At 66.7% G+C, this 22,732-nt stretch carries 17 protein-coding genes; 11 read left to right on the plus strand and 6 right to left on the minus strand.

Annotated features, from left to right (window positions below; all coding sequences use genetic code 11):
* Positions 1-131: 131 nt before the first annotated feature.
* The gene (locus B1991_RS18080; protein WP_246031234.1) at positions 132-1,511 is read right to left on the minus strand and encodes an RNB domain-containing ribonuclease; all 1,380 of its coding nucleotides are present in this window, start codon (positions 1,509-1,511) and stop codon (positions 132-134) included.
* Between the two features lie 182 nt (positions 1,512-1,693).
* Between B1991_RS18080 and B1991_RS18085 the strand changes: the two genes are divergently transcribed.
* Complete coding sequence (locus B1991_RS18085) at positions 1,694-2,167, plus strand: GNAT family N-acetyltransferase (RefSeq protein ID WP_136260068.1); 474 nt, start codon at positions 1,694-1,696, stop codon at positions 2,165-2,167.
* Between the two features lie 264 nt (positions 2,168-2,431).
* Positions 2,432-4,396 (plus strand): CocE/NonD family hydrolase, encoded by a 1,965-nt coding sequence (locus tag B1991_RS18090; RefSeq protein WP_136260069.1) that lies wholly within the window; start codon positions 2,432-2,434, stop codon positions 4,394-4,396.
* Positions 4,397-4,516: 120 nt separating this feature from the next.
* Here the strand turns inward: B1991_RS18090 and B1991_RS18095 are convergent, their stop codons facing one another.
* On the minus strand, positions 4,517-5,287 hold the full coding sequence (locus B1991_RS18095; RefSeq protein ID WP_168709706.1) for a SapC family protein: 771 nt from the start codon (positions 5,285-5,287) through the stop codon (positions 4,517-4,519).
* A gap of 220 nt (positions 5,288-5,507) precedes the next feature.
* Between B1991_RS18095 and B1991_RS18100 the strand changes: the two genes are divergently transcribed.
* Positions 5,508-6,119 carry an HNH endonuclease gene (locus B1991_RS18100; protein ID WP_136260070.1) on the plus strand — a complete coding sequence of 204 codons (612 nt, stop codon included), beginning with the start codon at positions 5,508-5,510 and terminating at the stop codon, positions 6,117-6,119.
* 2 nt (positions 6,120-6,121) lie between these two features.
* On the opposite strand, the gene B1991_RS18105 is transcribed toward B1991_RS18100, so the two are convergent.
* Positions 6,122-6,556: a low affinity iron permease family protein gene (locus B1991_RS18105; RefSeq protein ID WP_210772174.1), complete on the minus strand. Its 435-nt coding sequence runs from the start codon at positions 6,554-6,556 to the stop codon at positions 6,122-6,124.
* 146 nt (positions 6,557-6,702) lie between these two features.
* Between B1991_RS18105 and dxs the strand changes: the two genes are divergently transcribed.
* The 3 genes from dxs to B1991_RS18120 all read left to right on the plus strand — a co-directional run bounded on the left by dxs (position 6,703) and on the right by B1991_RS18120 (position 10,561).
* Positions 6,703-8,592, plus strand: coding sequence for a 1-deoxy-D-xylulose-5-phosphate synthase (dxs, locus tag B1991_RS18110; protein WP_136260071.1), 1,890 nt, complete (start codon positions 6,703-6,705; stop codon positions 8,590-8,592).
* Positions 8,593-8,784: 192 nt separating this feature from the next.
* Complete coding sequence (locus tag B1991_RS18115; protein ID WP_136260072.1) at positions 8,785-10,152, plus strand: DUF6861 domain-containing protein; 1,368 nt, start codon at positions 8,785-8,787, stop codon at positions 10,150-10,152.
* A gap of 10 nt (positions 10,153-10,162) precedes the next feature.
* Positions 10,163-10,561, plus strand: coding sequence for a hypothetical protein (locus B1991_RS18120; protein WP_136260073.1), 399 nt, complete (start codon positions 10,163-10,165; stop codon positions 10,559-10,561).
* A 114-nt stretch (positions 10,562-10,675) separates the two neighbouring features.
* Here B1991_RS18120 and prmC read toward each other — a convergent pair whose 3' ends face one another.
* The 3 genes from prmC to B1991_RS18135 form a co-directional block, all read right to left on the minus strand.
* Positions 10,676-11,497 (minus strand): peptide chain release factor N(5)-glutamine methyltransferase, encoded by an 822-nt coding sequence (prmC, locus tag B1991_RS18125; RefSeq protein WP_136260074.1) that lies wholly within the window; start codon positions 11,495-11,497, stop codon positions 10,676-10,678.
* A complete protein-coding gene (locus B1991_RS18130) occupies positions 11,490-15,623 on the minus strand; it encodes a DUF2339 domain-containing protein (protein WP_136260075.1) in 4,134 nt (1,377 codons plus the stop codon). The genes prmC and B1991_RS18130 overlap by 8 nt, the downstream gene beginning before the upstream one ends.
* A gap of 550 nt (positions 15,624-16,173) precedes the next feature.
* A complete protein-coding gene (locus tag B1991_RS18135; RefSeq protein WP_136260076.1) occupies positions 16,174-18,876 on the minus strand; it encodes a M1 family metallopeptidase in 2,703 nt (900 codons plus the stop codon).
* A gap of 159 nt (positions 18,877-19,035) precedes the next feature.
* On the opposite strand from B1991_RS18135, the gene B1991_RS18140 reads away from it, so the two are divergent.
* From B1991_RS18140 to B1991_RS19220, 5 genes are all read left to right on the plus strand, one after another.
* Positions 19,036-20,031 (plus strand): LysR substrate-binding domain-containing protein, encoded by a 996-nt coding sequence (locus tag B1991_RS18140; protein ID WP_136260077.1) that lies wholly within the window; start codon positions 19,036-19,038, stop codon positions 20,029-20,031.
* A 51-nt stretch (positions 20,032-20,082) separates the two neighbouring features.
* Positions 20,083-20,682, plus strand: coding sequence for a hypothetical protein (locus B1991_RS18145; RefSeq protein ID WP_136260078.1), 600 nt, complete (start codon positions 20,083-20,085; stop codon positions 20,680-20,682).
* Between the two features lie 186 nt (positions 20,683-20,868).
* Positions 20,869-21,426 carry a hypothetical protein gene (locus B1991_RS18150; protein WP_136260079.1) on the plus strand — a complete coding sequence of 186 codons (558 nt, stop codon included), beginning with the start codon at positions 20,869-20,871 and terminating at the stop codon, positions 21,424-21,426.
* A gap of 76 nt (positions 21,427-21,502) precedes the next feature.
* Positions 21,503-22,402, plus strand: a complete 900-nt coding sequence (locus B1991_RS18155; RefSeq protein ID WP_136260080.1) for a BRCT domain-containing protein — start codon at positions 21,503-21,505, stop codon at positions 22,400-22,402.
* Between the two features lie 203 nt (positions 22,403-22,605).
* Complete coding sequence (locus tag B1991_RS19220) at positions 22,606-22,731, plus strand: helix-turn-helix domain-containing protein (protein WP_136260081.1); 126 nt, start codon at positions 22,606-22,608, stop codon at positions 22,729-22,731.
* The last annotated feature ends 1 nt before the right edge of the window (position 22,732 follow it).

The raw sequence follows: 22,732 nt of genomic DNA on the forward strand, positions 1-22,732 counted from the left end.
CCGCCTTCGCGGGAATGGCGTCACGGAGTGGTTTCAACGGCCCGACGCTGGTGCCGCCCAACGGTTTACCGCCCTGCGCGCTTGTGCACGACACGCCGTCGCTGCTGTCCCGCAACGAACCCTTCGCGCCGTCACCCGGCCAGCTCGAACCGCGTCACGCGCCGCACCGGGTCGGCCTCGACCAGGCTCACCCGGACGTCGGCGCCGAGCGTGAGGTTGCCGCTGGCGGAGACGCTCGCCTCGACCGCCGGATCGCGCACGATCACCCTGCCCCGGGCCGGATCACCGTGGGCGACCTCGACGATCGCGCCGTCGAAAACCTCGCCCAGCCGCGGCGCCAGCGCGGCGGCTTCGGCCAGGTTCAACACCGCGCTTTCGTACTGGCCCGCGCGATGGCCGGAAGCCTGCATGGTGTCCGGCAGGCCGGGCAAGGCGGCCAGTGCCCACGTCGGCACCGGCTGCTTCGCGCACAGCGCCAGACAGACCTCGCCGGTGTAGCGATCGACCAGCCGACGCAGCGGCGCGGTGGCATGGGTGTATTGCGCGGCCAGCGCCGAATGCATCGGCTGCGCGGGCAGCGTGCCGTCGAACGCCGCATAACCGGCCCCGCGCAGCACCGTGGTGCAGGCGGTCAGCATCGCCACGTGCACGTCGTTGGTCGGGTCCAGCGAGCGGATGAAGCCGGGATAGTCCAGTCCGGGCGGCCAGCCGATGCCGAGCACCCGCGCAGTGACGTGCAGACGCGCGATCGCGTGCGGATCGGGTGGCGGCAAGGTGCGCAGCAGGCCCACTTTCGCCTGCACCATCAATTGCGCCGCGGCCATGCCGACCAGCAGCGAGATCTGCTCGTTCCAGCTCTCGATCGGCAAGCGCGCGCGGAACGCCAGCGTCCAGTGGCCGTCGACCACGTCGATCTCCTGCTCCGGCAACGGCAGGCTCACGCCACCGCGCTCGCGTTCGCGCTGTTCGCGCAACTCGCCGATCCGGCGCAGCACCGCCCACATCGGATCGTCGCTGCCGGCGTCGATGGCCTGTTGCACGCCGGCATAGTCGAGCCGGGCGCGGCTGCGCACGAGCGCGCGGCGCACGTCGATGGCGGCGATGTGGCCGGCGGGGTCCAGCTCCACCGTCCACAGCAGCGCCGGGCGCACCTGATCCGGCAACAACGAGGCGGCACCCTCGGACAGCACCTTCGGATGCAGCGGAATCTTCGAATCCGCGCCGTACAGCGTCTCGCCGCGCCGATGCGCCTCCAGGTCGACCGGGTCGCCGGCCTGCACGAAGGCGGCGACGTCGGCGATGGCGTAATGCACGCAGTAGCCCTCGCCCTGCGCCTGCACATGCATCGCCTGGTCCAGGTCCATCGATCCCGGCGGATCGATGGTGACCAGCGGCAGCTCGGTGCGATCCAGCGCCGGCAGGCGCGGATTTGCCGCGGCCGCCGCGGCGGCGGCTTCGACCTCGGCCGGAAACGCCGTCGGCAAGTCCATCTGCTGCCGAATCTCGGCCATGCCCTGCGCCAGCACGGCATTACCCGCGGGCTGCAAGCAAATGCGGCGCGTCGTCGTCACGGTGACCCCCGATCATGGCTGCGGGCTGTACATGAATATACATGCCGCTTCGGCCGGGCTTTCGTCCGGGCGGCAGCCGGTGTAGAAAGCGTCGGAACGCGCCCACACCGACCCGATCGCCCATGAACGACTCGCCCCTGCTGATCCGCCTGGCCGACGACGACGACGATTTCATCCTCGCCCTGGTGCCGCGCTTCGCCGACTTCCCGCTGCCGGCGTGGCGCCGGCGGCACGAATGCGTCGAGGGCATCCGCCAGGATCTGCTCAGGCACCTGGAAGACCAGCCGGCGAACAGCTTCCTGTTCGTGGCCGAAAATGGCGACGGCGAACGGGTCGGTTTCATCCACCTGCAACGCACCGCCGATTTCTTCAGCGGCCGCAGCAACTGCCACATCTCCGATCTGGCGGTGGCGCCTTCACACGAAGGCGACGGCGTCGGCAAGGCCTTGCTGGCGCATGCCGAGGACTGGGCGCGCGAACACCAGTGCCAGCTGGTGACGCTGGCGGTGTTCCCCGGCAACGAACGCGCCCGCACGCTGTACGAGACCTCCGGCTACCTGCCCGACCTGCTGCGACTGGCCAAGCCGATCCGCTGAACGCGCCCGGGCAAAGGGGAGTCCATCGCGCCTTGCTGCGCTTGCACAGGAACAGGCGGCGGCCGCACTGGATGATGCGACGTGTCACCGGCCCGGCCTCGAGCCCATGGATCCGATCGACGCGCACCGATCGATGATCTTGTGCCCGAACCCGCCGGGTTGCTCTTTCCGCGAATCCGCGAGAAATCCCGCTTTCCAGCATGGTCGCCCCGGCCTTGGTCGCAGTAAGCTGGATCGGTTGCTTCCATCTGGGGATCGACCGTCATGACACCACGTCGTCTCGTCGCGGGGCTCAAGCCCGTGCTGTTCGCCTTCCTGCTTGCCGCCAGCGGCGCCCTGCCGGCCACGGACGCGCCACAGGTGAAATATCCCGACTATCCCAGCGAGACGCCGGCCAGCTTCAAGCCGGCCACCGGCAGCTTCGACTACGTCGAGCGTGACGTGATGATCCCGATGCGCGACGGCGTGAAGCTCAACACGGTGATCCTGATTCCCCGGGGCGCGCAGCACGCCGGCATCGTGCTCACGCGCACGCCCTACGACGCGCACCAGCTCACCCACAATTCCATGAGCGGCCACCTCGAACCGTTGCTGGAGGGTTACGACAACGCTGCCGACGTGATCGTGGAGGACGGCTACATCCGCGTGGTCCAGGACATTCGCGGCAAGTACGGTTCCGAGGGCGACTACGTGATGAACCGCCCGGTGCACGGCCCGCTCAACCCCACGCCGGTGGACGACGCCACCGACACGTACGACACCATCGCCTGGCTGGTGAAGAACATTCCCGAGACGAACGGCAAGGTCGCCACCATCGGCATCTCCTACGACGGCTTCGAGCCGCTGATGTCGCTGGTGCACCCGCATCCGGCGCTGAAGGCCGCCGTGCCGATGAACCCGATGGTGGATGGCTGGATGGGCGACGACTGGTTCCACCATGGCGCCTTCCGCCAGCAGAACCTGAGTTACATCTACGAGCAGGAGGCCAGCCGCGACAACAAGGTCAAGTGGTGGACGAACTACCGCGACGAGTACGACCTGTTCATGCACTACGTGTCGGCCGGCGCGATGGGCGATGCCTACGGCATGCGGCAGCTGGGCTTCTGGAACAAGATCCTTGCCCATCCCGCCTACGACGCGTTCTGGCAGCAGCAGGCGGTGAACAAGCTGCTTGCCGCGCAGCCGCTCACCGTGCCGGTGATGCTGGTGCACAGCCTGTGGGACCAGGAGGACATCTACGGCGCGCTGGCCGTCTATCGGGCGATCAAGCCCAAGGACACCAGCGGCGACATGGTGAAGCTGGTGATGGGCCCGTGGCACCACGGCCAGGAGATCGAGGAAGGCAGCTCGCTGGGCGCAATCCGCTTCGGCAGCGACACCGCGAAGTACTTCCGCGAGCACATCCTGCGCCCGTTCCTGGCGCAATACCTCAAGGACGGTGCGCCGAAGGCCGACCTCGCCCCGGTCACCGCCTTCCAGACCGGCACCAACCACTGGCAACGGCTGGATCGCTGGCCGCTGGCCTGCGCCGACGGCTGCCCCGGCAAGGATCGTGCGCTGTACCTGCAACCCGGCATGCGGCTCGGCTTCGACGCGCCCGCGGGCGGCAACGCCTGGGATGAATACGTCTCCGACCCCGCGCACCCGGTGCCGTTCCGCGCGCGCCCGATCCAGCCCGTCGGCTACGACAACGGCCTCACCTGGTCGCAGTGGCTGGTGGACGACCAGCGCGAAGCCTCCGGTCGCACCGACGTGCTCAGCTACGAAACCGCGCCGCTGACCGCACCACTGACCATCGCCGGTGCGCCGGTGGTGAACCTGGTGGCTTCCACCAGCGGCACCGACAGCGACTGGGTGGTGAAGCTGATCGACGTGTATCCCGACCAGGTGGCCGAGCAACCGGAGATGGGCGGCTACCAGTTGGCGGTGGCGATGGACATCTTCCGCGGCCGCTACCGCACCGGCTGGGACACGCCCGCAGCGCTGACCCCCGACAAGCCGCTCGCCTACCGCTTCGAGCTGCCCGCCGCCAACCACGTGTTCCTGCCCGGCCACCGCATCATGGTGCAGGTGCAGTCCAGCTGGTTTCCGCTGTACGACCGCAACCCGCAGACCTTCGTGCCCAGCATCTTCGAGGCCACGCCGGCGGATTACGTGAAGGCTACCCAGCGCGTCTACCACGCACCCGGCGAAGCCAGCTACATCGCGCTGCCGATGGTGTCGCACTGATTCCGGCAGCCCCGCGCCGAACGGCGCTTCCACAAGTGTCAGTCCACGCACAAAAAAAGCGCTGCGACGGTCACCCGTCGCAGCGCTTTCCTCTCAGGCGCGCAGGGCGCCCGGACAGCTTCAGTTCCTGGGGGCGGCCGACTCGGCCTGCTCCCGCTCGTCGAGGCGACGGGCCAGGCGATCGATGTTGTTGAGCGACAGCAGGTGGGCGTAGATCCAGGCCATCACGCCCTCGCGCATCAGCTCGTGGACGACCTTCTCGTCCAGCGCGCGCAGCTTCTCCTCGTTGACCATGAACAGGCCGTTGAGGGTTATGCCGCGGCCGGATTCCGGCTCGCCCTTGTGCAGCTGCACGTTGCGCGCTTCCAGCAGGTCATGCTTGACCAGGTACTGCATGAAGGTGCGGGTGCGGTCGATGTTCTGCTGGAACTCGGTCAGGAAGCCCACCGCGTTCTTCAGCAGCTCGGTGTCGGTGCCGTCCTCGTTGAACAGGCGCTGGCCGTCGGTGGCGTTGAAGCCCTCGAAGGATTCATCGAGGAACACCGCGAAATCGCCGCCCGGCTGTCCCTCGGGCTTCTCGGCGAGCACGAACGGGTAGCGGCGCACGAAGGCCGGCACGTAGGTGTTGGGCGCCCACTGGCCGGCGGCGTCGACGTACAGGTTCTCGTTCTGGCGCAGGCCCAGCAGGGCGATCGGGCCGGCGCTGGCGGCATCGGTACCGGCAAACACGATCAGCAGGTCGCGCGCGGCCAGGCCGAATTCCACGGTGGTCAGCGGCACCGAATGCGTGTTCATCGCGAACTTCATGTTGGGCACGCTCTTGAGCCGAAGATCCTTGTGCTCGGCTCGATTGAGCGCCACCGGGTGCTCGTAGAAAATGACTTCAGCCACGTTGATCCACCTTTGGTCCCCCACCGCGCCGGGCCGCCACGGCAGCGGCCCTGTCGAACCCGGCATGGGTTTCATGTCGAATTCCTGATCATATCAGTGGGCGCAGGCACCTGCGAATCCCGCTTCTTCGGTATGGCCGAAAAGTGTTCTATGCTGCGACCAGGCTGGCCTTGCGCCATGCCTCTGGTTCCCTCGATGCCCCGGCGGAAGGACGAACTGCATGCTGATGGATGTGATCAAACCGGCCGATCTGCAGGCGACGCGCGTGTTGTCGCTGGACGCCGCCGGCCGCATCCTGGACTGGATCAGCTGGCAGGACGCGGTGTGCCTGTACGTGCGCGACGTGGTTGCCTGGACGCTGGGCGACCCCTGCCTCACCGTGCACGGCGGCCACAACCGCGCGCTGGGCACGCAGAGCCTGCTGCAGCTGCACCCGATCATCGCCAGCACCGGCCATTGCCGCGAGCACGCCGTCGACCCGGCGCCGGCGCTGACCAATACCGCGCTGTTCGCACGCGACCGCCACATCTGCATGTATTGCGGCGAGCACTTCACCCGCATGGAACTGACCCGCGACCATGTCATGCCGATTTCCCGGCAGGGCAAGGACGAGTGGGAGAACGTGGTCAGCGCCTGCCTGGCGTGCAACCTGAAAAAGAGCAACCGCACACCGCAGCAGGCCAACATGCCGCTGCTGGCAGTGCCTTATCGGCCGAGCTGGGTGGAGCACCTGATCCTGTCCAACCGCAACATCCTGGCCGACCAGATGGAGTTCCTGGTCAGCCGGCTGCCGCGCAACCGGCGGTCGGTGGCGGCCATGGCCGACGCATGAGTTCAGCCGGCCGGGGCGTCCTCGCCCTCGTCGTTGTGCATGTCCTTGATCTCCTTTTCGATCGTGGCCAGATCGCCGTACGCCGCGTGCGCCAGCTTGCAGTAGTGCTTGCGGATACGGTCCAGGTCGTCCTCGTCCAACTCCTCCAGGTTCAGCAGCGCGTTGTGCGCCCGGCTGGTGCGGATCAGCTCGTCCAGCTTGATCTGCAAGGCGGCGGTATCTCGGTTCTGGCTGCTCTGGATCAGGAACACCATCAGGAAGGTGATGATGGTGGTGGAGGTGTTGATCACCAGCTGCCACGTGTCGCCGTAGCCGAACAGCGGTCCGGTCGCCGCCCACGCCGCCACCAGCGCGGCCGCAAGCACGAACGCCAGTGGCTTGCCGGCCTGACGCGAGGTGGTTTCGGCGAAACGGCGGAACAGTTTGCGCATGGACATGGTGCAACTCCCTGAATGGAAGAACCCTGCCCAGCCTCGCCGTTGCCACGTGTGCACCACGTGGAGACCGTCACGGCGCGGCCCTGCCATGCTCCGTTCAGATGCCCGCCCTTGCTCCGCCCCGCCGCTGGGCCAACAATACGCGGATGAACGATCTCAGCCATTACCCGCGCCTGGCATCGATCGGCACGCCCGCCGACCTGCGCCGGCTGCCCGACAGCGAACTGCCGCAAGTCGCCGACGAACTGCGCCAGTACCTGATCGAAGCCGTCGCCAGCTCCGGCGGCCACTTCGGCGCGGGCCTGGGCGTGGTCGAGCTGACCGTGGCCCTGCATCACGAGTTCGACACCCCGCATGACCGCCTGGTCTGGGACGTCGGCCACCAGTGCTACCCGCACAAGATCCTCACCGGCCGCCGCGACCGCATCACCACGATCAAGCAGAAGGACGGCCTGGCGCCGTTCCCGCGCCGCGAGGAAAGCGAGTACGACACCTTCGGCGTCGGCCATTCCTCCACCTCGATCTCGGCCGCGCTGGGCATGGCGATCGCCGCGCAGGCCAGCGGCGAGGAGCGCAAGGTGGTGGCCGTGATCGGTGATGGCGCGATGACCGCCGGCCTGGCGTTCGAGGCGCTCAACCACGCCGGCGACGTCGAACCCAACCTGCTGGTGGTGTTCAACGACAATGGCATGTCGATCAGCGAGAACGTGGGCGCGCTGACCAAGGTGATGGCGCGCGCAATGGCCAGCCGCCGCCTCAACGACCTGCGCGAACGAGCCAAGCGGGCGATCCCCAAGCAGTCGTTCATGGGCCGCTGGTTCAAGCGCTGGGAGGAGCACGCCAAGGGCATGTTCGTGCCGAGCACGCTGTTCGAGGAACTCGGCTTCCACTACACCGGCCCGATCGACGGCCACAACATCCCGCAGCTGCTGCAGGCACTGCGCACGGTGAAGAACCTGCCCGGCCCGCAGCTGCTGCACGTGATCACCACCAAGGGCAAGGGCTACGCCCCGGCCGAACAGGCACAGATCGAATACCACGCGGTCGGTCCGTTCGACCCGCTGGCCGGCGTCAAGAAGAAAACCGGCAAGGCCAAGCCCACCTACACCGACGTGTTCGGCGACTGGCTGTGCGACCAGGCCGCCGCCGACCCGCGCCTGCTCGGCATCACCCCGGCCATGCGCGAAGGCTCCGGCCTGGTGCGCTTCTCGAAGGAATACCCCGCGCGCTACTTCGACGTGGCGATCGCCGAGCAGCACGCGGTGACGCTGGCCGCCGGCATGGCCTGCGAAGGCGCCAAACCCGTGGTGGCGATCTACTCCACCTTCCTGCAGCGCGCCTATGACCAGGCGATCCACGACGTGGCGCTGCAGAACCTCGACGTCACCTTCGCCATCGACCGCGCCGGCGTGGTCGGCCCGGACGGCGCCACCCATTCGGGCAGCTTCGACCTCAGCTTCCTGCGCTGCCTGCCCCACTTCGTGATCATGGCCCCCGCCGACGAGAACGAGTGCCGCATGATGCTCTCCACCGGCTTCCAGCATGCCGGCCCCGCCGCCATCCGCTATCCGCGCGGCACCGGTCCCGGCGTCGCGATCCATCCGGAGCTGGACACCCTTCCGATCGGCAAGGCCGAGCTGCGCCGGCGCGGCCATGGCCTGGCCCTGCTGAGCTTCGGCGCGATGCTGGCACCCGCCGCCGCGATCGCCGCCGAGTTCGACGCCACCCTGGTCAACATGCGCTTCGTGAAGCCGCTGGACGAGGCGCTGCTGGTGGAACTGGCGAAGACCCATGATGGCTTCGTCACCCTGGAAGACAACGCGGTCGCCGGCGGCGCCGGCTCCGCCGTGGCCGAATGCCTCGCCGCGCACGGCATCGTGCTGCCGATCCTGCACCTGGGCCTGCCGGACGTCTATCTGGAACACGGCAGCCGCGAGGAAGTGCTGGGCATGGCCGGACTGGACCTGTCGAGCATCCGCCACGCGATCCGTGCGCGCTTCCCGCAGGCGGGAACCTTGAGCCAGGCCAGCGCCTGAGCCCGTCGCCAGGCCGACGGGCACACCGACTGCCCGTGCGGCCACGCTCCCATCGACGCGGCAGCGGCAAACGCGGAATGGCGAACGCGCCATCGACCTACAGCATTTCCGTGAACAGCGGCGGAGTATCTGCCAACGCCGCCGGGTTATCTTGCAGCCCTGGCACGGGAATCATGCGCACAGGGAGTGGCAATGGTGTCGATGGGCGGGATGCTCGATCCGTGGCAGCAGCTGGAACGCTGGGCCGACCGGCATACCGTCGGCATCCGCGGCAAGGCAAGGCTGGTCTCGGCGCGCGCTGACAGCGTGCGGCAAGCCATCAGGCTTTCCGAGGGCCTGACGGTCTACTGGATCCTGCGCGACTTCCGCGACCTGAATCTCCAGGGTGTCGTGAACGACATCGTCGAAGTGCTGCGCCAGTGCCTCATCGTCATGCTGACCACCACTGGCGGCGGCGCCCTGATCGGCGGCATCGCCGGGGGTATCGGTGGCGTCGGGGCCGGCGCGGTGCCCGGTGTCGTCATCGGCGCCGGCGCTGGCGCCCAGGTCGGCGAGTGGATACTGATCGCCATGGGCCTGAAGGCGCTGGCCGAGTACGTCGTCAACGACATGCCCGGGATCGCCCGCGACTACTGGGCCGGCATTCATCAGGCCTGGCAAGCCGCCACCGCACCGCCGCTGCCGCAACAACCGGTCCGCATCGACCAGCTCGCCCTCCACCACGCCGCCGAGAAGATCGCCCGCGCCCACGTCGCCGTATTCGTCCTCCTGCTGATGGGCATCGTCGCCTACCTGGCCAAAGGCCGCGGCAGCATGGCCGACCTCGCCGAGAGCGTGCGCGGCAGCAAGGCCGGGCCGAGATTTGCGGAGTGGATGGTGAGGAATGAGGGGCGGCTCAAGGCGGACAAACGGATAAGCGAAAGAGCTTTACAAGCTACACGTGAAAGCTCGAACGGCAATGCGGTCACCACCAAACCGAACAACCCTCCAGCTTCCAAGAAATCTCCAGAACCGGGGGATACCGTAAGGAAGCCCGTAAGAAAGCCAGCTCCCGACGGATACCGGTCATACAGAACGCATGGAATCAATGAAAACCCGATGCTCACTCCCGAGGGGCGCGGCATGGTCAGCCAATACGAAAAACAGGGATTCACCAGGGACGAAGCAATCCTGAAGACCAGGCAGCTTATGGAAAGCGGATCAACGCGGCCAGTGGCCAATCCCGTTCAAATAGGCGATAAGTTCTACAAGCTGGTACCAAAGAACTCCATGCCAGGACGCAATTCAGAATTTTGGATGAGCAAAGCAGAAATGGATTCTCTGCGCGGTTTGAACGCGGATCAAATAGGTGATTGTCTTGGGCTTCCACTCGAAAGCCAGCAGGCCGGCGAATTTGATGTCGTGCAGATAACAGCCATCCACCCAAGCATGTCCTATACGTCACGTATTGCCCCTACAAGCCAGAACGGCTGGGAACAGAGTGGCGGCAAAGTGCAAACGCTTCTTACCGATCGAAGCTCATTCAATGCTCCAAGCCGTACAGGTATAAAATTTCCCTAGGAACTACGCCATGCATAGAAAATTAGTCAAACTGGACGAAAAGAATGGCTGGAGCTTCAGTGAGGTCGATCAGGTGCGCGTGCAGCGTGAAGCAAGACTGGTCCGCCAGATCATCAAGCGCGATGTACCACTTGGCGATCCGTACGGAATTCACGATGAATTGCTCCCCTTGGTTGAGCGCATCCTCGCCGGTAAGCAGAACTTGCCGCTTACCAGCCAATTTGAACCCGGAGCACTGCGCTGGGCAAGACACGAGGGTACGCTGCCCAACAACTATCGGGAATTTTTGCGTGCGGAGGCAAGCTTCTGGGTAACCGCGACAGGATCTCACCGCGAAGAACCCGTTGAAGAACGTATCGACGGTGAACGCTATGCGTGGATGGATTTCGAGGATGATCAACCAAGCTGATGCCGGAAATGCAGCGCCCCCTTCCATCGCGAACGGTCCGCGCAACCCATGGCCAGCCGCTCCACCCGCTCCAGTCCCGCATTGCTCACCGTCCCGACTGAACCGACAAACAGCTCAAACCCTGCCGCCACTCACCCGATCGCGCAACTCCAGATCCTGCGCGGTAAACACCTCGGCGTAGCCCGCTTCGGTGAGCAGCGCGCGGGCCGCTGGGCCCTGGTTCCAGCCGTGCTCGAACAGCAGCCAGCCATCAGGGTGCAGATGGGCACGGGCGTCGCGCACGATGTGGCGGATGGCGTCGAGGCCGTCGGGGCCGGAGGCGAGCGCCGCGGGTGGCTCGAAGCGCAGGTCGCCTTGCGTGAGGTGCGGGTCGGCGGCCTCGATGTACGGGGGGTTGGAAACGATCAGGTCGAAGTGCTGGCCAGCCAGCGGAGCCAGCCAGTCGCCATGTGCGAAGACCACGTTGCCGAGCCCCAGGTGTTGCGCATTGCGCTGGGCGACGGCGAGCGCGGCGGCGCTGGCGTCGGTGGCGACCACCCGGGCGCGTGGGCGCTCGCGCGCAATCGCGAGCGCGATCGCGCCGCTGCCGGTGCCGAGGTCGGCCACGCTGCAGGCAGCGACGAGCGGCAGGCGCTGCAGCGCCAATTCCACCAGCAACTCGGTTTCCGGGCGCGGGATCAGCGTGGCCGGGGTGACTTCCAGATCCAGCGTCCAGAAGCCGCGATGGCCGACGAGATAGGCCACCGGCTCGCCCGCCTCGCGACGGGCGAGCAATTCCTGATAAGACGTCTGGACGTCCATATCCAGGGCGTCGTCGGCGTGCGCGAACAGCCAGCTGCGCGGCTGCCGCAGCACGTGCAGCAGCAGCAGTTCGGCCTCGGCGCGATCGCCCAGCCGTTGCGTCGCCGCCGCCAGTGCCTCGCGCACGTCAGGCATCGCGGCCCGGCCCGGCCGCCGAGGGCGGCAGTTGCGGCGGCGTCACGCCCGGTTTCGGCTCGCGCTTGCGCCAGTAGCCGCCGCGCGTCCATGCGTCAAAGGCCCAGCGCAGCCAGCCTATCAGCGCATTGGCCAGCCACAATGCCCATGCCAGCATGGCGAGCTTGTAGATCCACAGCGGCAGGCTGAACGCACCGGCCCGTGGCAACGATCCCTCGCTGCGATCGGCGAACCAGTGCAGGTTCGACGCCGACGAACCGTTGCCGGCCACGTGCATGTCCGGCAGCCCCAGCAGGCCCTGCGGCACGGCGCCGATCAGCACGCACAGCGCGAGCACGGTCAGCGCCGCCAGGCCCAGTTGCAGCAGGTTGAAGCGCAGGCGCTCGAGCTGCTCCGGCGTGCGCATCCGCGCGCGCAGGCCCAGCGCGATCAGCCACACCACCACCAGCGCGAACGCACTCCAGGCGAAGGCGGAGAAGCCCAGCCCCAGCAGCACCCAGTGGCGCAGCCGCAGCGGTGTCGGCGCGTAACGGGCCAGCAGCCACGCCGCGATCAACAGCACCAGCAGCTGCGACCAGTACAACACCGCCGGGCCATCGGTCGGACCCCAGCTCCACAGTACCCACCGATCCTGCGGCAGTTGCAGGTTCAGGCCGATGTTGGCCACCGGCGCGTGCAGGTCCAGCGCCGGCGTGCGCACGCGCGCGGCCACACCCAGCGGTTCGCGCAGATGCACGATGTAGTCGTGCGCGCCGGGCAGCAGCGCCAGGCTCAGCTTGCCGTCACGCACCGCCAGGTTGATCGGCTGGTTGTCGCGCCGGGCCTCGATCAACTCGCTGCCGGGCGGCAGGGCGATGGCGTGCTCGCCGCCGCGCGTGCTGCGCACTTGCAGGTCCAGCTGCAACTCGCTGGCACGTTCGCCGGTGCGCACGGTCAACTGCGCGCCGTCGATGGCGAGGCTGTCGCCGGCCACGGCCACCGGCTGCGTGATCGCCAGTTGCAGCTTCTCGCCCGGCAGCGGATCGAAACGCAGGCCGTCATCGCTGGCGCTGGTCGGCACGCCTTCGGCATCGACGTGCCACATCGGCGCCGCGCCCACTTCCCACACCTCGGAGCGCTCGCCCAGCGGCGGTGCTTCCAGGGTGATCTTCGCGGAGCGATCGAGCTGGCTGCTCCAGCTCACCATCGATTCGCCGGCCTTGAAGGTGACGTTGATCCTGCCGTCCTTGACCAGCACGCTCTCGCCCCGCGGATGCTCGCCCGGCAGCAGCGGCAGGCTGATGCTGAAGCCGCCCTCCTGCGGCGCGATGCGCTCGACCCGGTTCAGCACGATCCAGTCCAGGCCCAGGCCGATGCTTCGGTTTAGTCGCACATACGGCGGAAAGCTCTGCGTGGTCGGCAGCTGCCTGCCGTCGGCCGCCGTCTGCACGCGGCGCAAGGTGACGCTGTCGCCCAGCACGCGGCCGCCATCGACGCCGTCGAGCGACCAGCCCGGGCCGCTGAAGGCGATGCGTTGCGGCGGCAGCGCGAAGTGCAGCGCGGCGCTGTCCACCGCGTCGAGCCGGTAATGCAAGGTGACGCGGTGCACGCCGCGATCGAGCCGCAGCAGCAGTTGATCGCCGTCGCGCTGCAGCGGCGGGTCGGCCTGCCCGTCGAGGTTGACGTCGAGCAGCGGCATCGCCTCGTGGGAGGTCGGCAAGGGCAGCGCCACGCTGGCGCCGACATGCGTTTCCAGCGTCACCTCCAGCAGCGTGCCGTCGACCTGCAGTTGTGCCTGCGCCACCTCGGCGCACTGCGGCGCGCACTTCGGCGCCTCGGTGAGCCGGCTGCGCAACTCGCTGAGCAGCTGCGCATCGGGCAGCGCCTGCGCGCGCGCACCGGTGGGAAGCAAGGCGATCGCCAGCAAGGCGGCACCGGCCACGCCGGCGCCGCGCGAAGGCATCCAGCGCCCGCGCAGCGGTCGCCACAGGTTCATCGCCACCCGGCCGAGCAGCGCCGCCAGCAAGCCGACCATCAGCACGCGCAGCAGCCGCACCAGCCACGCCGGCGCGATCACCAGCCGGGTGGTCTGCTGCGACGTCACCGGCCCCGACCAACCGAGCCGGTAGTTGTTGCCTTGGTCCCAGTGCGGCGTGCCGACGCCGGCCTGGATCACGGCGCGGTTGTCCTGCTCGGCCCTCATCTGCTGGCCAACCGACGAGGCGGCGCCCGTGACAACCACACTTTCCAACGAGCTCGAGGACGCCTGCACGGCATTCGCGCTCACCTCGTTCACGGCGGGCGAGGCAACTCGCTGAATGATCTTCGGTGGCGGCTGCTTCGGCGCTTCCATGGGTGCCGCCGGCGCCGGTACGCCGGCCACCATCTTGTCGACCACGACGGCCTGTGGCGCATACGCCGCCGACACCATCCGCGGCGCGCTGCCGTGCTCCAGTTGCGGATGCAAGGCGTACTGCAATTGCGCGGCCGCAAACGGCAGCGCCCACAGCACCGCCAGCGCGAACACCGCCAGCGCACCACTGCGCGCAAACACGCGCAGGCGACCTTCCGGCAGCGCGCGCAGCAGCAGCGCCAGCGCCAGGGCCAACGCCAGCGTCCACAGCGGCGCCAGCGCCTCTTGCTGCGCCAGCGCGAGGTAGCCGGCCGCCAGCAAGGCCCACGGCCAACCGAGCAGGCGCCCGGCCAGCAAGGCGATCAGCGCCACCACGAACAGGTCGAGCAGGCTCCATTGCGCGGCCCAGGAATCGTTCGAACGATCCGCACCGATCGCCCCGAGCAGGCGATAGCCATACGGCAGATGCACGGTGGCCTCGATGCCGTCCAGCGGCAGCTGCCAACCGGAACCGGGCATCGCGCCGACAGCGGCCGGCACGCGCAGGCCGGCCTCCACGTCGATGCGGCGATCACGCAGCTCGACACCTGCGCGGCCATTCGCATCCCTGGTGACCAGCAGCGGCTCGCCATCTTCCGAGGCACGCTGCAACTGCCATGGCGCGGTGACGTCGAGCCGCTGGTGATGGCGCAGTTCGCCGCTGAGGTGGTCGGCGACGCTGAAATGCCCACCGTCGAAATCCAGCCACATCTCGCGCTGCAGGTGCAGCGCATCGCCGCGGCCGCCTTCGTTGCCGCGATTGCCCTGCTCCACGCTCAGCCCGCTGCGGTCGTCCAGCACATAAGCCGGCAGGTTGGCCCAGTCGTCCGGCACCCCGGCCTGCGCGGCGTCGACGGCGTTGCCTTCCACGCGCGTGCTGCGCAGCGCGTTGTCGTCGGCGTAACTCCAGACCTCCTGTTTCGGCCACGGCGCAGGCGGCAAGCTCACGCCGACCTTCGCCAGCGGTGCGACGCTGCGTGCCAGCAGGGTCAGCGTCCACTGCCCCGGCCGCAATTGCACGCGCAGATGGCCGTCGTTTTCCAGTCGCGCGGGCAGCTCACCGCTGAGCGCGGTAGCGACGAAGCCCGCGGGCAGCACCGGTCCCAGCAGCTGCTCGCGCGCGCTGCCGCTGACGTTGAATTGCAGCCGCGTTTCCAGCGTGGCCGGCAGGCCATCCGCCAGACGGCGATACACGCGCAGCGAAAGCGCATCGGCCGCGCGCTGGGCGCTGGCCGCTTCGCCCAGGGTGAGTTTCCCGCCATCGCGTTCGATCCGCGTCACCCTGGCGCCGTCGACGCGAAGCGTCACCAGACCGATCGACTCCGGCACGCCCAGGTTGGCGGGGCGCGACGTCCACGGCAGCGCGCCCTGGATGCGGTAATCGCCCGGCTCCAGCCACAACATCGGTTCGCCCTGGTGCTCCAGCACCGTCGCCGGCCGATTGCCCAGACTCACCTGCTGCGGCCAGTGGCGACTGTCTCCCGGCAAGGCCACCCAGCTCGGCGCATCCACATGCACCTCCAGGCTGAAGCGCCCACCATCCTCGTCGGCATCGAGCGCGAGCCGCCCCGGCCAGGCGCAGCGGTAGCTGTCCTCACCCGGCGCCTGGCTGGCCAGGAACGGGCAGGCGTGCCCGGGCACGTCGTGCAGCACCCAACCCTGCCAGTCGCGCAACGGCGGCGGAATGTCCTGCGCCGCCAGCGGCGCGGCCAGCAGCAAGCCCAATCCCAGCAAAATGCACCATCGACGAAGCATGCTGCTTTACCCCTGTAGGCCGGTCGGCGGGCACAGTGTAAGTGGAACGCATCGAACGGACGAAGCGGCCTGTAACTAGCGCCGGCCGCGACACGCGTGCGCACATCGCGCACTCTGGATTCAACGCAGCACGGGACGAAATGGGGTCGAGGCCAGCCCCCTCGGGCCTCGTCATGCCTGCGAAGGCAGCATCGCACTTCGCCGTTGCGGGTGGTGGCATCGGAATGCGGTGGGTCGCACGCAAAATCAGGAGCGAGTGAGTGCCTCCACCCGCAGGAGCGCACTTGTGCGCGATGCTGTTGCTGCCGGCGGATTCAAAGGCAAGAGCATCGCGCACAGGGTGCGCCCCTACAGGTGGAAGCGATCACCGTTCTTGCTGGAAGTGCGATGCCTGCCTTCGCAGGCATGACGGAGTGTGGGGATGATGGCGGAGGCCTGTCGAAAAGCCCGTTAGCCAGACCGCGACGGCCGGGCCGAAAAAAATGACGCGCCGGCCAGACGGCCGACGCGTCAAGTGATGCGTGCCCGCGCAGCGCGAGCGCCGGCGGGGTTACTTCAGGATGGCCGCGGGGTCCTGCGCCTGCTTCAGCGCCGCGCACAGCTCGATCGATTCTCCGGTTTGCGCCAGGCCGCGGGCGATGCCGGCCGCGTCGTCCACGCGCGAATCGAAGAAGGCGTGCAGACGCGTGGCCTCGGTCGCGCTGCAGCCGCCGCTTGCGGCCAGCGACGGCAGGCGGCCGCCGGCGAAGCTGCCGGTGCGGGCGAGGATCTGCGCGTAATGCGCGGTGAACCACTGCCACATCGCATCGCGCTGGGCGACGGTGTCGCGCTCGCCCATCAGCAGCCGGCCCATCTCGCCCACCTTCACCGTGTCGGTCAGGGCGAAGTCGCGCACCTGTTCGGCCAGTGCCGGGTCTTCCGCACCCGACAAACCGTCGAGGATGCCGTTGCGCAGCGCCGGGTCGCTGGTGCGGGGCAGTTCGGCGATCAGCGTGTCCACCGCGGATTTGCCGTGCGTCTGCACTGCCACGCCGAGTACCGTGCCGAGCAGGTCGGGATTGGCGGAGGCCAGATCCAGGCGACCGTTCGCGCCGCGCTTGAGCGCCGCCTCGCCCTGCTTGAGCAAGGCCGCGCGCACTTCCGGCACGCGGAAGTCGAACGCCAGCGCGTCGGCGAGCGTGCTGCGCAGCAAGGCCGCTGTATCCGTCTCGCCGGCCACGCGCTGGTAGCCGAGCTTCTGCAGCCGCGGCAGATACGCCTCGCGGACCCAACCGTCCACGCGCGCACGCTGCGCGTCGGTGTGCGCCACGTGGTGCGCGATCCAGGCCAGCTGGCCGAGCGGGGCGGTGGCGACGTCGGAGATCGGCGAGGCGGTCAGCGGCTTGAACGCGGCCAGCACGTCGCCGGCGTCGAGATCGCCGTGACGGAAGCTGGCGCTGACCGCATCGGCATAGGCGAGCTGCTCGGCGTCGCTGAGCTTGCCGACCACGGCGGTGAGCCGGGTCAGCTGCGGCTTGTCGAGGCTGAAGCGGTAATAGCCGCTGGCGTTCGCATTGGGCATGACCCAGGTCGGCTTGCCGGCACCGGGCAGCGCCATCGAGCCGCTGGCCTGGTCGAGCATCTTGCACTCCACCTTGCTGGACGGCGCCTTGTCTTTGCCGCTGGCGCTGGTGCCGTAGCGCACGCACACCGGCACGCCCCACAGGCGCTGCGCGTCACCCTTGCTGCCCAGCGGCAGGTAGCGATCCTGGCTCAGCTGCAGCATCGCCTGGCCGTTCCCGTATTCCAGTTTGGTGCGCACGTAGGGCACGCCGGACTGGTTGAGAAAGCTGTTGAACGCGTGCTTGAACGGCGTGCCCTTGCCCGCCGCGGTGGCGATGGCATCGACCAGGTCGTCGGCGGTGGCGTTGCCGAACTTGTGCTCCTGGATGTAGGCGCGCATGCCCTTGCGGAAGGTGTCCTCGCCCACGTAGTTCTCGAACATGCCGAGCACGCTGGCACCCTTCTGGTAGGTGATGCCGTCGAACGCGGTGGTGATGTCGCCGTTGCCGGTGATCGGCTGGCGCACGCTGCGCGCGCTGACCAGGCTGTCGTTGCCCATCGCGCGCTGGCCGCCTCGCACGCGGTCGAGATCGGCGCGGTATTCCGGATGCACCTGCATGGTCACCTTCTGCTGCATCCAGGTGGCGAACGCCTCGTTGAGCCAGATGTCGTTCCACCATTCGGTGGTGACGGTGTCGCCGGTCCACATGTGCGCCAGCTCATGCGCGGTGACGTTGAACGAGCCGCGCACGTTGCGCGCGGGGGAATCCTTGTCGAGCAGCAGCAGCCAGTCGCGGAAGGTGACCAGGCCAGGGTTCTCCATCGCGCCGGCGGAGAAATCCGGCGCGGCCAGCAGGTCGAGCTTGTCGAACGGATAGCCGAAGCCGTAGTAGTTCTCCAGCGCGTGGATGATGCTCGGCGTTTCGGACAGCACGTGCTGCATGCGATGGCCCTCGCCTTCGGCGGCGACACCGCGCAGTTGCAGCGGCTTGGCGCGGTACGCATCGGGCGAAATGTCCGGGCCGGCGACGACGTCCCACGGACCGACCGCGAAGGCCACCAGGTAGGTCGGCAGGGGCACGGTGCGGGCGAAGGTGACGGTCTTCCAGCCCTTGCCGGCGCTGCGCTCGTTCACCTGCTTGGTGTTGGCCACCACGGTTTCGTCGGCGGGCGCGGTGATGGAGATGTCGAACGGGGTCTTGAAGCCCGGCTCGTCGAAGCCGGGGAAGGCGAAGCGCGCGCTGATCGGCTCCATCTGCGTCATCGCATACGGTTTGCCCTTGGCGCTGACCTTGTACAGACCCTGCAACTGCGCGTTGAGCGGCGCGGTGTATTCGAACTTCACGCTGAGCTGCTGTGGCTGCAGCACGCTGCCGAAATCCACCCGCGCCACACCGGCCTTCGCATCCGCCGCCACGTACTTGCCGGCGTGCACCGCACCGGCGGCATCGGTGATCTCCACCTTCGACACCTTCAGGTCGGCGCCGTCCAGCCACAGGTGATCGGAGGCCTTTTCGAGTTTCACCTTGATCGTGGTGGTGCCGGAGAAATCCGCCTGCGCAGGATCTACCTTGAACGCCAGCTGGTACGACTGCGGCACGGCCCAGCCAGGCAACCGGCCGCTGGGGGCCTGTTCGGCGGAAGCGGCCAGGGCCGAGGCGCAACAGGCGGCAAGCGCGGTGAACAAGGCGGTCTGAACTAGGCGACGCATGGCTTCACTCCGGGGCGGGCAAAGCCCCACGCTAGGGGGCGGCATGACTTTCGACCCAGTGCCAGAAGGCATGGCTGGCGGCCGGCAGCATCGCCAGCGTTGATTATTTGCGTGGCACTTCATAGGTATGATCCATCTTTCGGCGGACCGGGAGCGGCGATGAACCTGCGCGACCTGCAATACCTCGTGGCCTTGGCGGAGCACCGTCACTTCGGTCGCGCGGCGGCCGCCTGCTTCGTCAGCCAGCCCACCCTCTCCACCCAGATCAAGAAACTGGAAGAAGAACTGGGCGTGTCGCTGGTCGAGCGCGCGCCGCGCAAGGTGCTGCTGACCGAGGTCGGCCGCGACATCGCGATCCGCGCGCGCGACGTGCTGGGCGGGGTCGAGCAGATCCGCGCGGTGGCGCGGCGCACGCTGGATCCGGAGTCCGGCACGGTGCGGCTGGGCATCTTCCCCACCTTGGGGCCCTACCTGCTGCCGCACGCGCTGCCGCTGGTGCGCGCGGCCTTCCCCAAGCTGGAGTTGCTGCTGGTCGAGGAAAAGACCGAGTCGATCCTGCGCCTGCTGCGCGAAGGCCGGCTCGACGCCGGCATCCTCGCCCTGCCCCTGCACGAGGACAGCCTGCACAGCGAGTTCCTGTTCGAGGAACCGTTCCTGCTCGCCGTATCCGACGAACATCCGCTGGCGCACCAGCAGGGGCTGCTCAAGCTGCGCGACCTTTCCAACCAGAACCTGCTGCTGCTGGAAGACGGCCATTGCCTGCGCGACCAGGCGCTGGAGGTCTGCCACATGGCCGGCGCCGGCGAGCACTCGGGCTTTCGCGCCACCAGCCTGGAGACCCTGCGCCAGATGGTGGCAGCCAACGTCGGCATCACCCTGCTGCCGGTGATGGCGGTGAAGCCGCCGGTGGCGCCGGTGGACGGCCTGCACCTGATCGAGTTCAAGGGCCACGCACCCAGCCGCCGCATCGCGATGGTGTGGCGCAAGAGTTCGGCGATGCACGCCTTCCTGCAGCGCTTGGCCGAGGTGTTCCGGCAACTGCCCGCCGAACTGCTGGACGCGCATTCGGCCGCCTCGCCGACAGCATCGGCCCCGGCAACCCATCGCGGCCGCAAGGCAGCGAGACCTCGGGCATCCGCCACCGACGTCGGCTGAGCGCGGCGCCCGCATCGCGTACACTCCGCGCAGACCGAGAGTCGGGGCCCCATGCGCAAACTTCTGATCGTCGCCGCCGCGGCATTGGTGCTGCTGGGTGTGCTCAAGCACCGCGAGCACGCTGCCGTGCATCCCGGCCCCGGCGTGCTGGCCGCCGCGGCGCCGGAGCAGGTCGATCTGGACCACGGCGCGCAACTGCGCAAGGGCGACACCACCCTCACCACCCGCGCGCACTTCGACATCACCGCCCGCGTGCTCTCGCGCAAGGACTATGGCGGCGCCGACGGCAAGCTGGTGCCGCTGGACCTGGCCATGGGCTGGGGCCGCATGTCCGACAGCGACGTGCTGCAGCACATCGACATCAGCCAGTCCGGCCGCTTCTACTACTGGCACGTGCAGGAGTTCCCCATCCCCCGCCGCGAGATCGAAACCTCCAGCGCCAACATGCACATGATCCCCGCCGATGCCGACGTGAAAAACCAGCTGGAGCAGGTGCGCACCAGCGAAGTGGTCCACCTGGAAGGCTTCCTGGTCGACGCCAGCCGGCCTGGCGGGTGGCATTGGAAGACGTCCATGACCCGGGAGGACACGGGGGCGGGGGCGTGCGAGTTGATTTATGTGGAGAGGGTGGATGTGGTGCCGGCGCCGTAGGTGCCTGGACGCGGTCCTTCCATGCGCCCCAGACCAGCCCTTCCCGCTACATGAAAGCTTGACCACGCCTCGTCACTACACAGACGCCGCCGGATCAAGCGGCCCAAACGTCCACATGCCGAGGATTGGCTGCGGAGTTATAGTTCAATTTGAAATCTCTTTGACGTTAGGCCTCAAAGGAGTCCCATGAGCCTGCGGAATTTCCACGTTGATTCGAACGTCACAGACTCCGACCTCCTGAAGCGTTCCGATGGTCTCTTCAAGAATTTCGTGGCTTCTTTTCGTCAAGCGGCAGCGAACGGCCATTTCAGTTTTGGCGGCATCACCCTTCAAGACCACGATCTAAATCGTGTCCACGGTATCGTCACCGAAATCGACTCTCGCCGGCTGTTCTATGCATGCGGAGAGGACGAGTCGCCACATTACGCCATGCAGAGCCTTTACGAGGCGCGCAGGTCAATCGTTAATGCGTCCAAGGGTGTATGGGCAAACCCTTCCTGCGAAGTTCTCGTTCAAGAAATAACTGCAACTCTTAGCCAGCACTGTACGGCGGCAGAAAAGCTGGCCGCCAAGGGCGGCGACATGTGGTCAGTCGACCATATGGCGTTCATGATGGTCATGACAGACATGCGCTTAAGCATCTGGATCCTTGTGGCAGCCCTGCAACGCAAACTGGGCTCAATCATCCGACCAAGAAACCTTCCTACAGACATTGTCCACTTGGTCAACGCGGGTGACGTCTAATATCTCGTTCAAGGCGGATGGCTACGCCACCACTTAACTCAAGCGTTGGCCTTTACACCAAACATCGAGGTTTCTCATGCACGAAGAACATAAGAGATATTTCAAATTAACCGGGCGCTCTCGAATCGACAAGAGCATCAATTCTCTACTCGGCATCATCGAAGGGATTGCTATTGACAGCGAGATCAACGCATCGGAGGTTGATTTTCTGCATTTGTGGCTTGAAGACAAGCTGGAGCTGCGGGATCGCCATCCGTTCAATGAGCTAATTCCCGTAATAGAGCAAGCACTCGCTGATCGCGTTCTTACGGAAGACGAGAAGAACGACATCGTGTGGCTCTGCGAACGTCTTACTTCCAATGAGTTCTACGATCAAGTCACAACTGACCTTCAACGGTTACATGCAATTGTTGGCGGGATCGTGGCAGACACAAGCATCTCAGAGCAAGAGCTTCGTGGTCTCTCTGATTGGATTGGGGACCATGAACATTTACGGGGCTGCTGGCCGTACGACGAGATTGGTAGCCTCGTAACCACCGTTTTGGTGGATAAGGTCATTGATGAGCAAGAGCATGAAATGCTCTTCCGATATTTCTCCGAGTTCGTTGCACTCCTTGACTCAAAGACCATAACTAACGCTCCAATCTCAAATGGAGAATCGGTTGTTGGCCTTTGCGCGGTATGTCCCGAGATCGAATTCCAAGAGAGAACATTTGCTTTCACTGGCGCGTCTGCCCGCTATACGCGACGCAAGCTCGCGGAAACTGTCTCAGACCTAGGTGGACACGTCGCATCAGGGCCAGGAAAGAAAGTTGACTACCTTGTGATCGGCGCTGACGGCAACCCCTGCTGGGCTTTCGCTTGCTACGGCCGGAAAGTTGAAAAGGCAGTTGAATTGCGCAAGTCCGGTGTCAGGATCATGATCATCCATGAATCTTATTTCCACGACGCGGTTTTAGACGCAGGTAAAGGCTAGCAAACATTGAAAATGTGTCGTGGACAATCACTACGTGAATAAATTGGGCGTGACTAACTAAATCACCCCGAGCGGTTACGTGCGGGCTCAGGGACTGCCCCGCCTCCAATATGATGGCAGCTGACTCATATCTTTACTTAATTGCCTAGGCCGACTCAAACTCCACGTGCAACACCATGCCGCATCTGACATAGGCTGTTGCGATGAGAACGTACAACGAATTGACCCTGAACGAGCGAGTGGAGATCCAGCAGCGCCTGGCGTCGGGCGACAGCTTGCGAGCCATTGGAAGATCGCTGGGGCGCGCACCAAGCACGATCACTCGCTAGT

Origin of the sequence: Rhodanobacter lindaniclasticus (assembly GCF_004799035.1) — a bacterium.
GTDB lineage: Bacteria > Pseudomonadota > Gammaproteobacteria > Xanthomonadales > Rhodanobacteraceae > Rhodanobacter > Rhodanobacter lindaniclasticus.

Excerpts from the sequence above, each read along its gene's own strand:
- B1991_RS18120 (WP_136260073.1), top strand. The coding sequence starts at position 10,163 with ATGCATAGAAAATTAGTCAAACTGGACGAAAAGAATGGCTGGAGCTTC.
- B1991_RS18150 (WP_136260079.1), top strand. The coding sequence starts at position 20,869 with ATGAGCCTGCGGAATTTCCACGTTGATTCGAACGTCACAGACTCCGAC.
- B1991_RS18130 (WP_136260075.1), bottom strand. The coding sequence starts at position 15,623 with ATGCTTCGTCGATGGTGCATTTTGCTGGGATTGGGCTTGCTGCTGGCC.
- B1991_RS18140 (WP_136260077.1), top strand. The coding sequence starts at position 19,036 with ATGAACCTGCGCGACCTGCAATACCTCGTGGCCTTGGCGGAGCACCGT.
- B1991_RS18115 (WP_136260072.1), top strand. The coding sequence starts at position 8,785 with ATGGTGTCGATGGGCGGGATGCTCGATCCGTGGCAGCAGCTGGAACGC.
- B1991_RS18090 (WP_136260069.1), top strand. The coding sequence starts at position 2,432 with ATGACACCACGTCGTCTCGTCGCGGGGCTCAAGCCCGTGCTGTTCGCC.
- B1991_RS18105 (WP_210772174.1), bottom strand. The coding sequence starts at position 6,556 with ATGTCCATGCGCAAACTGTTCCGCCGTTTCGCCGAAACCACCTCGCGT.
- B1991_RS18145 (WP_136260078.1), top strand. The coding sequence starts at position 20,083 with ATGCGCAAACTTCTGATCGTCGCCGCCGCGGCATTGGTGCTGCTGGGT.
- B1991_RS18080 (WP_246031234.1), bottom strand. The coding sequence starts at position 1,511 with ATGGCCGAGATTCGGCAGCAGATGGACTTGCCGACGGCGTTTCCGGCC.
- B1991_RS18085 (WP_136260068.1), top strand. The coding sequence starts at position 1,694 with ATGAACGACTCGCCCCTGCTGATCCGCCTGGCCGACGACGACGACGAT.
- B1991_RS18155 (WP_136260080.1), top strand. The coding sequence starts at position 21,503 with ATGCACGAAGAACATAAGAGATATTTCAAATTAACCGGGCGCTCTCGA.
- prmC (WP_136260074.1), bottom strand. The coding sequence starts at position 11,497 with ATGCCTGACGTGCGCGAGGCACTGGCGGCGGCGACGCAACGGCTGGGC.
- B1991_RS19220 (WP_136260081.1), top strand. The coding sequence starts at position 22,606 with ATGAGAACGTACAACGAATTGACCCTGAACGAGCGAGTGGAGATCCAG.
- B1991_RS18135 (WP_136260076.1), bottom strand. The coding sequence starts at position 18,876 with ATGCGTCGCCTAGTTCAGACCGCCTTGTTCACCGCGCTTGCCGCCTGT.
- dxs (WP_136260071.1), top strand. The coding sequence starts at position 6,703 with ATGAACGATCTCAGCCATTACCCGCGCCTGGCATCGATCGGCACGCCC.
- B1991_RS18100 (WP_136260070.1), top strand. The coding sequence starts at position 5,508 with ATGCTGATGGATGTGATCAAACCGGCCGATCTGCAGGCGACGCGCGTG.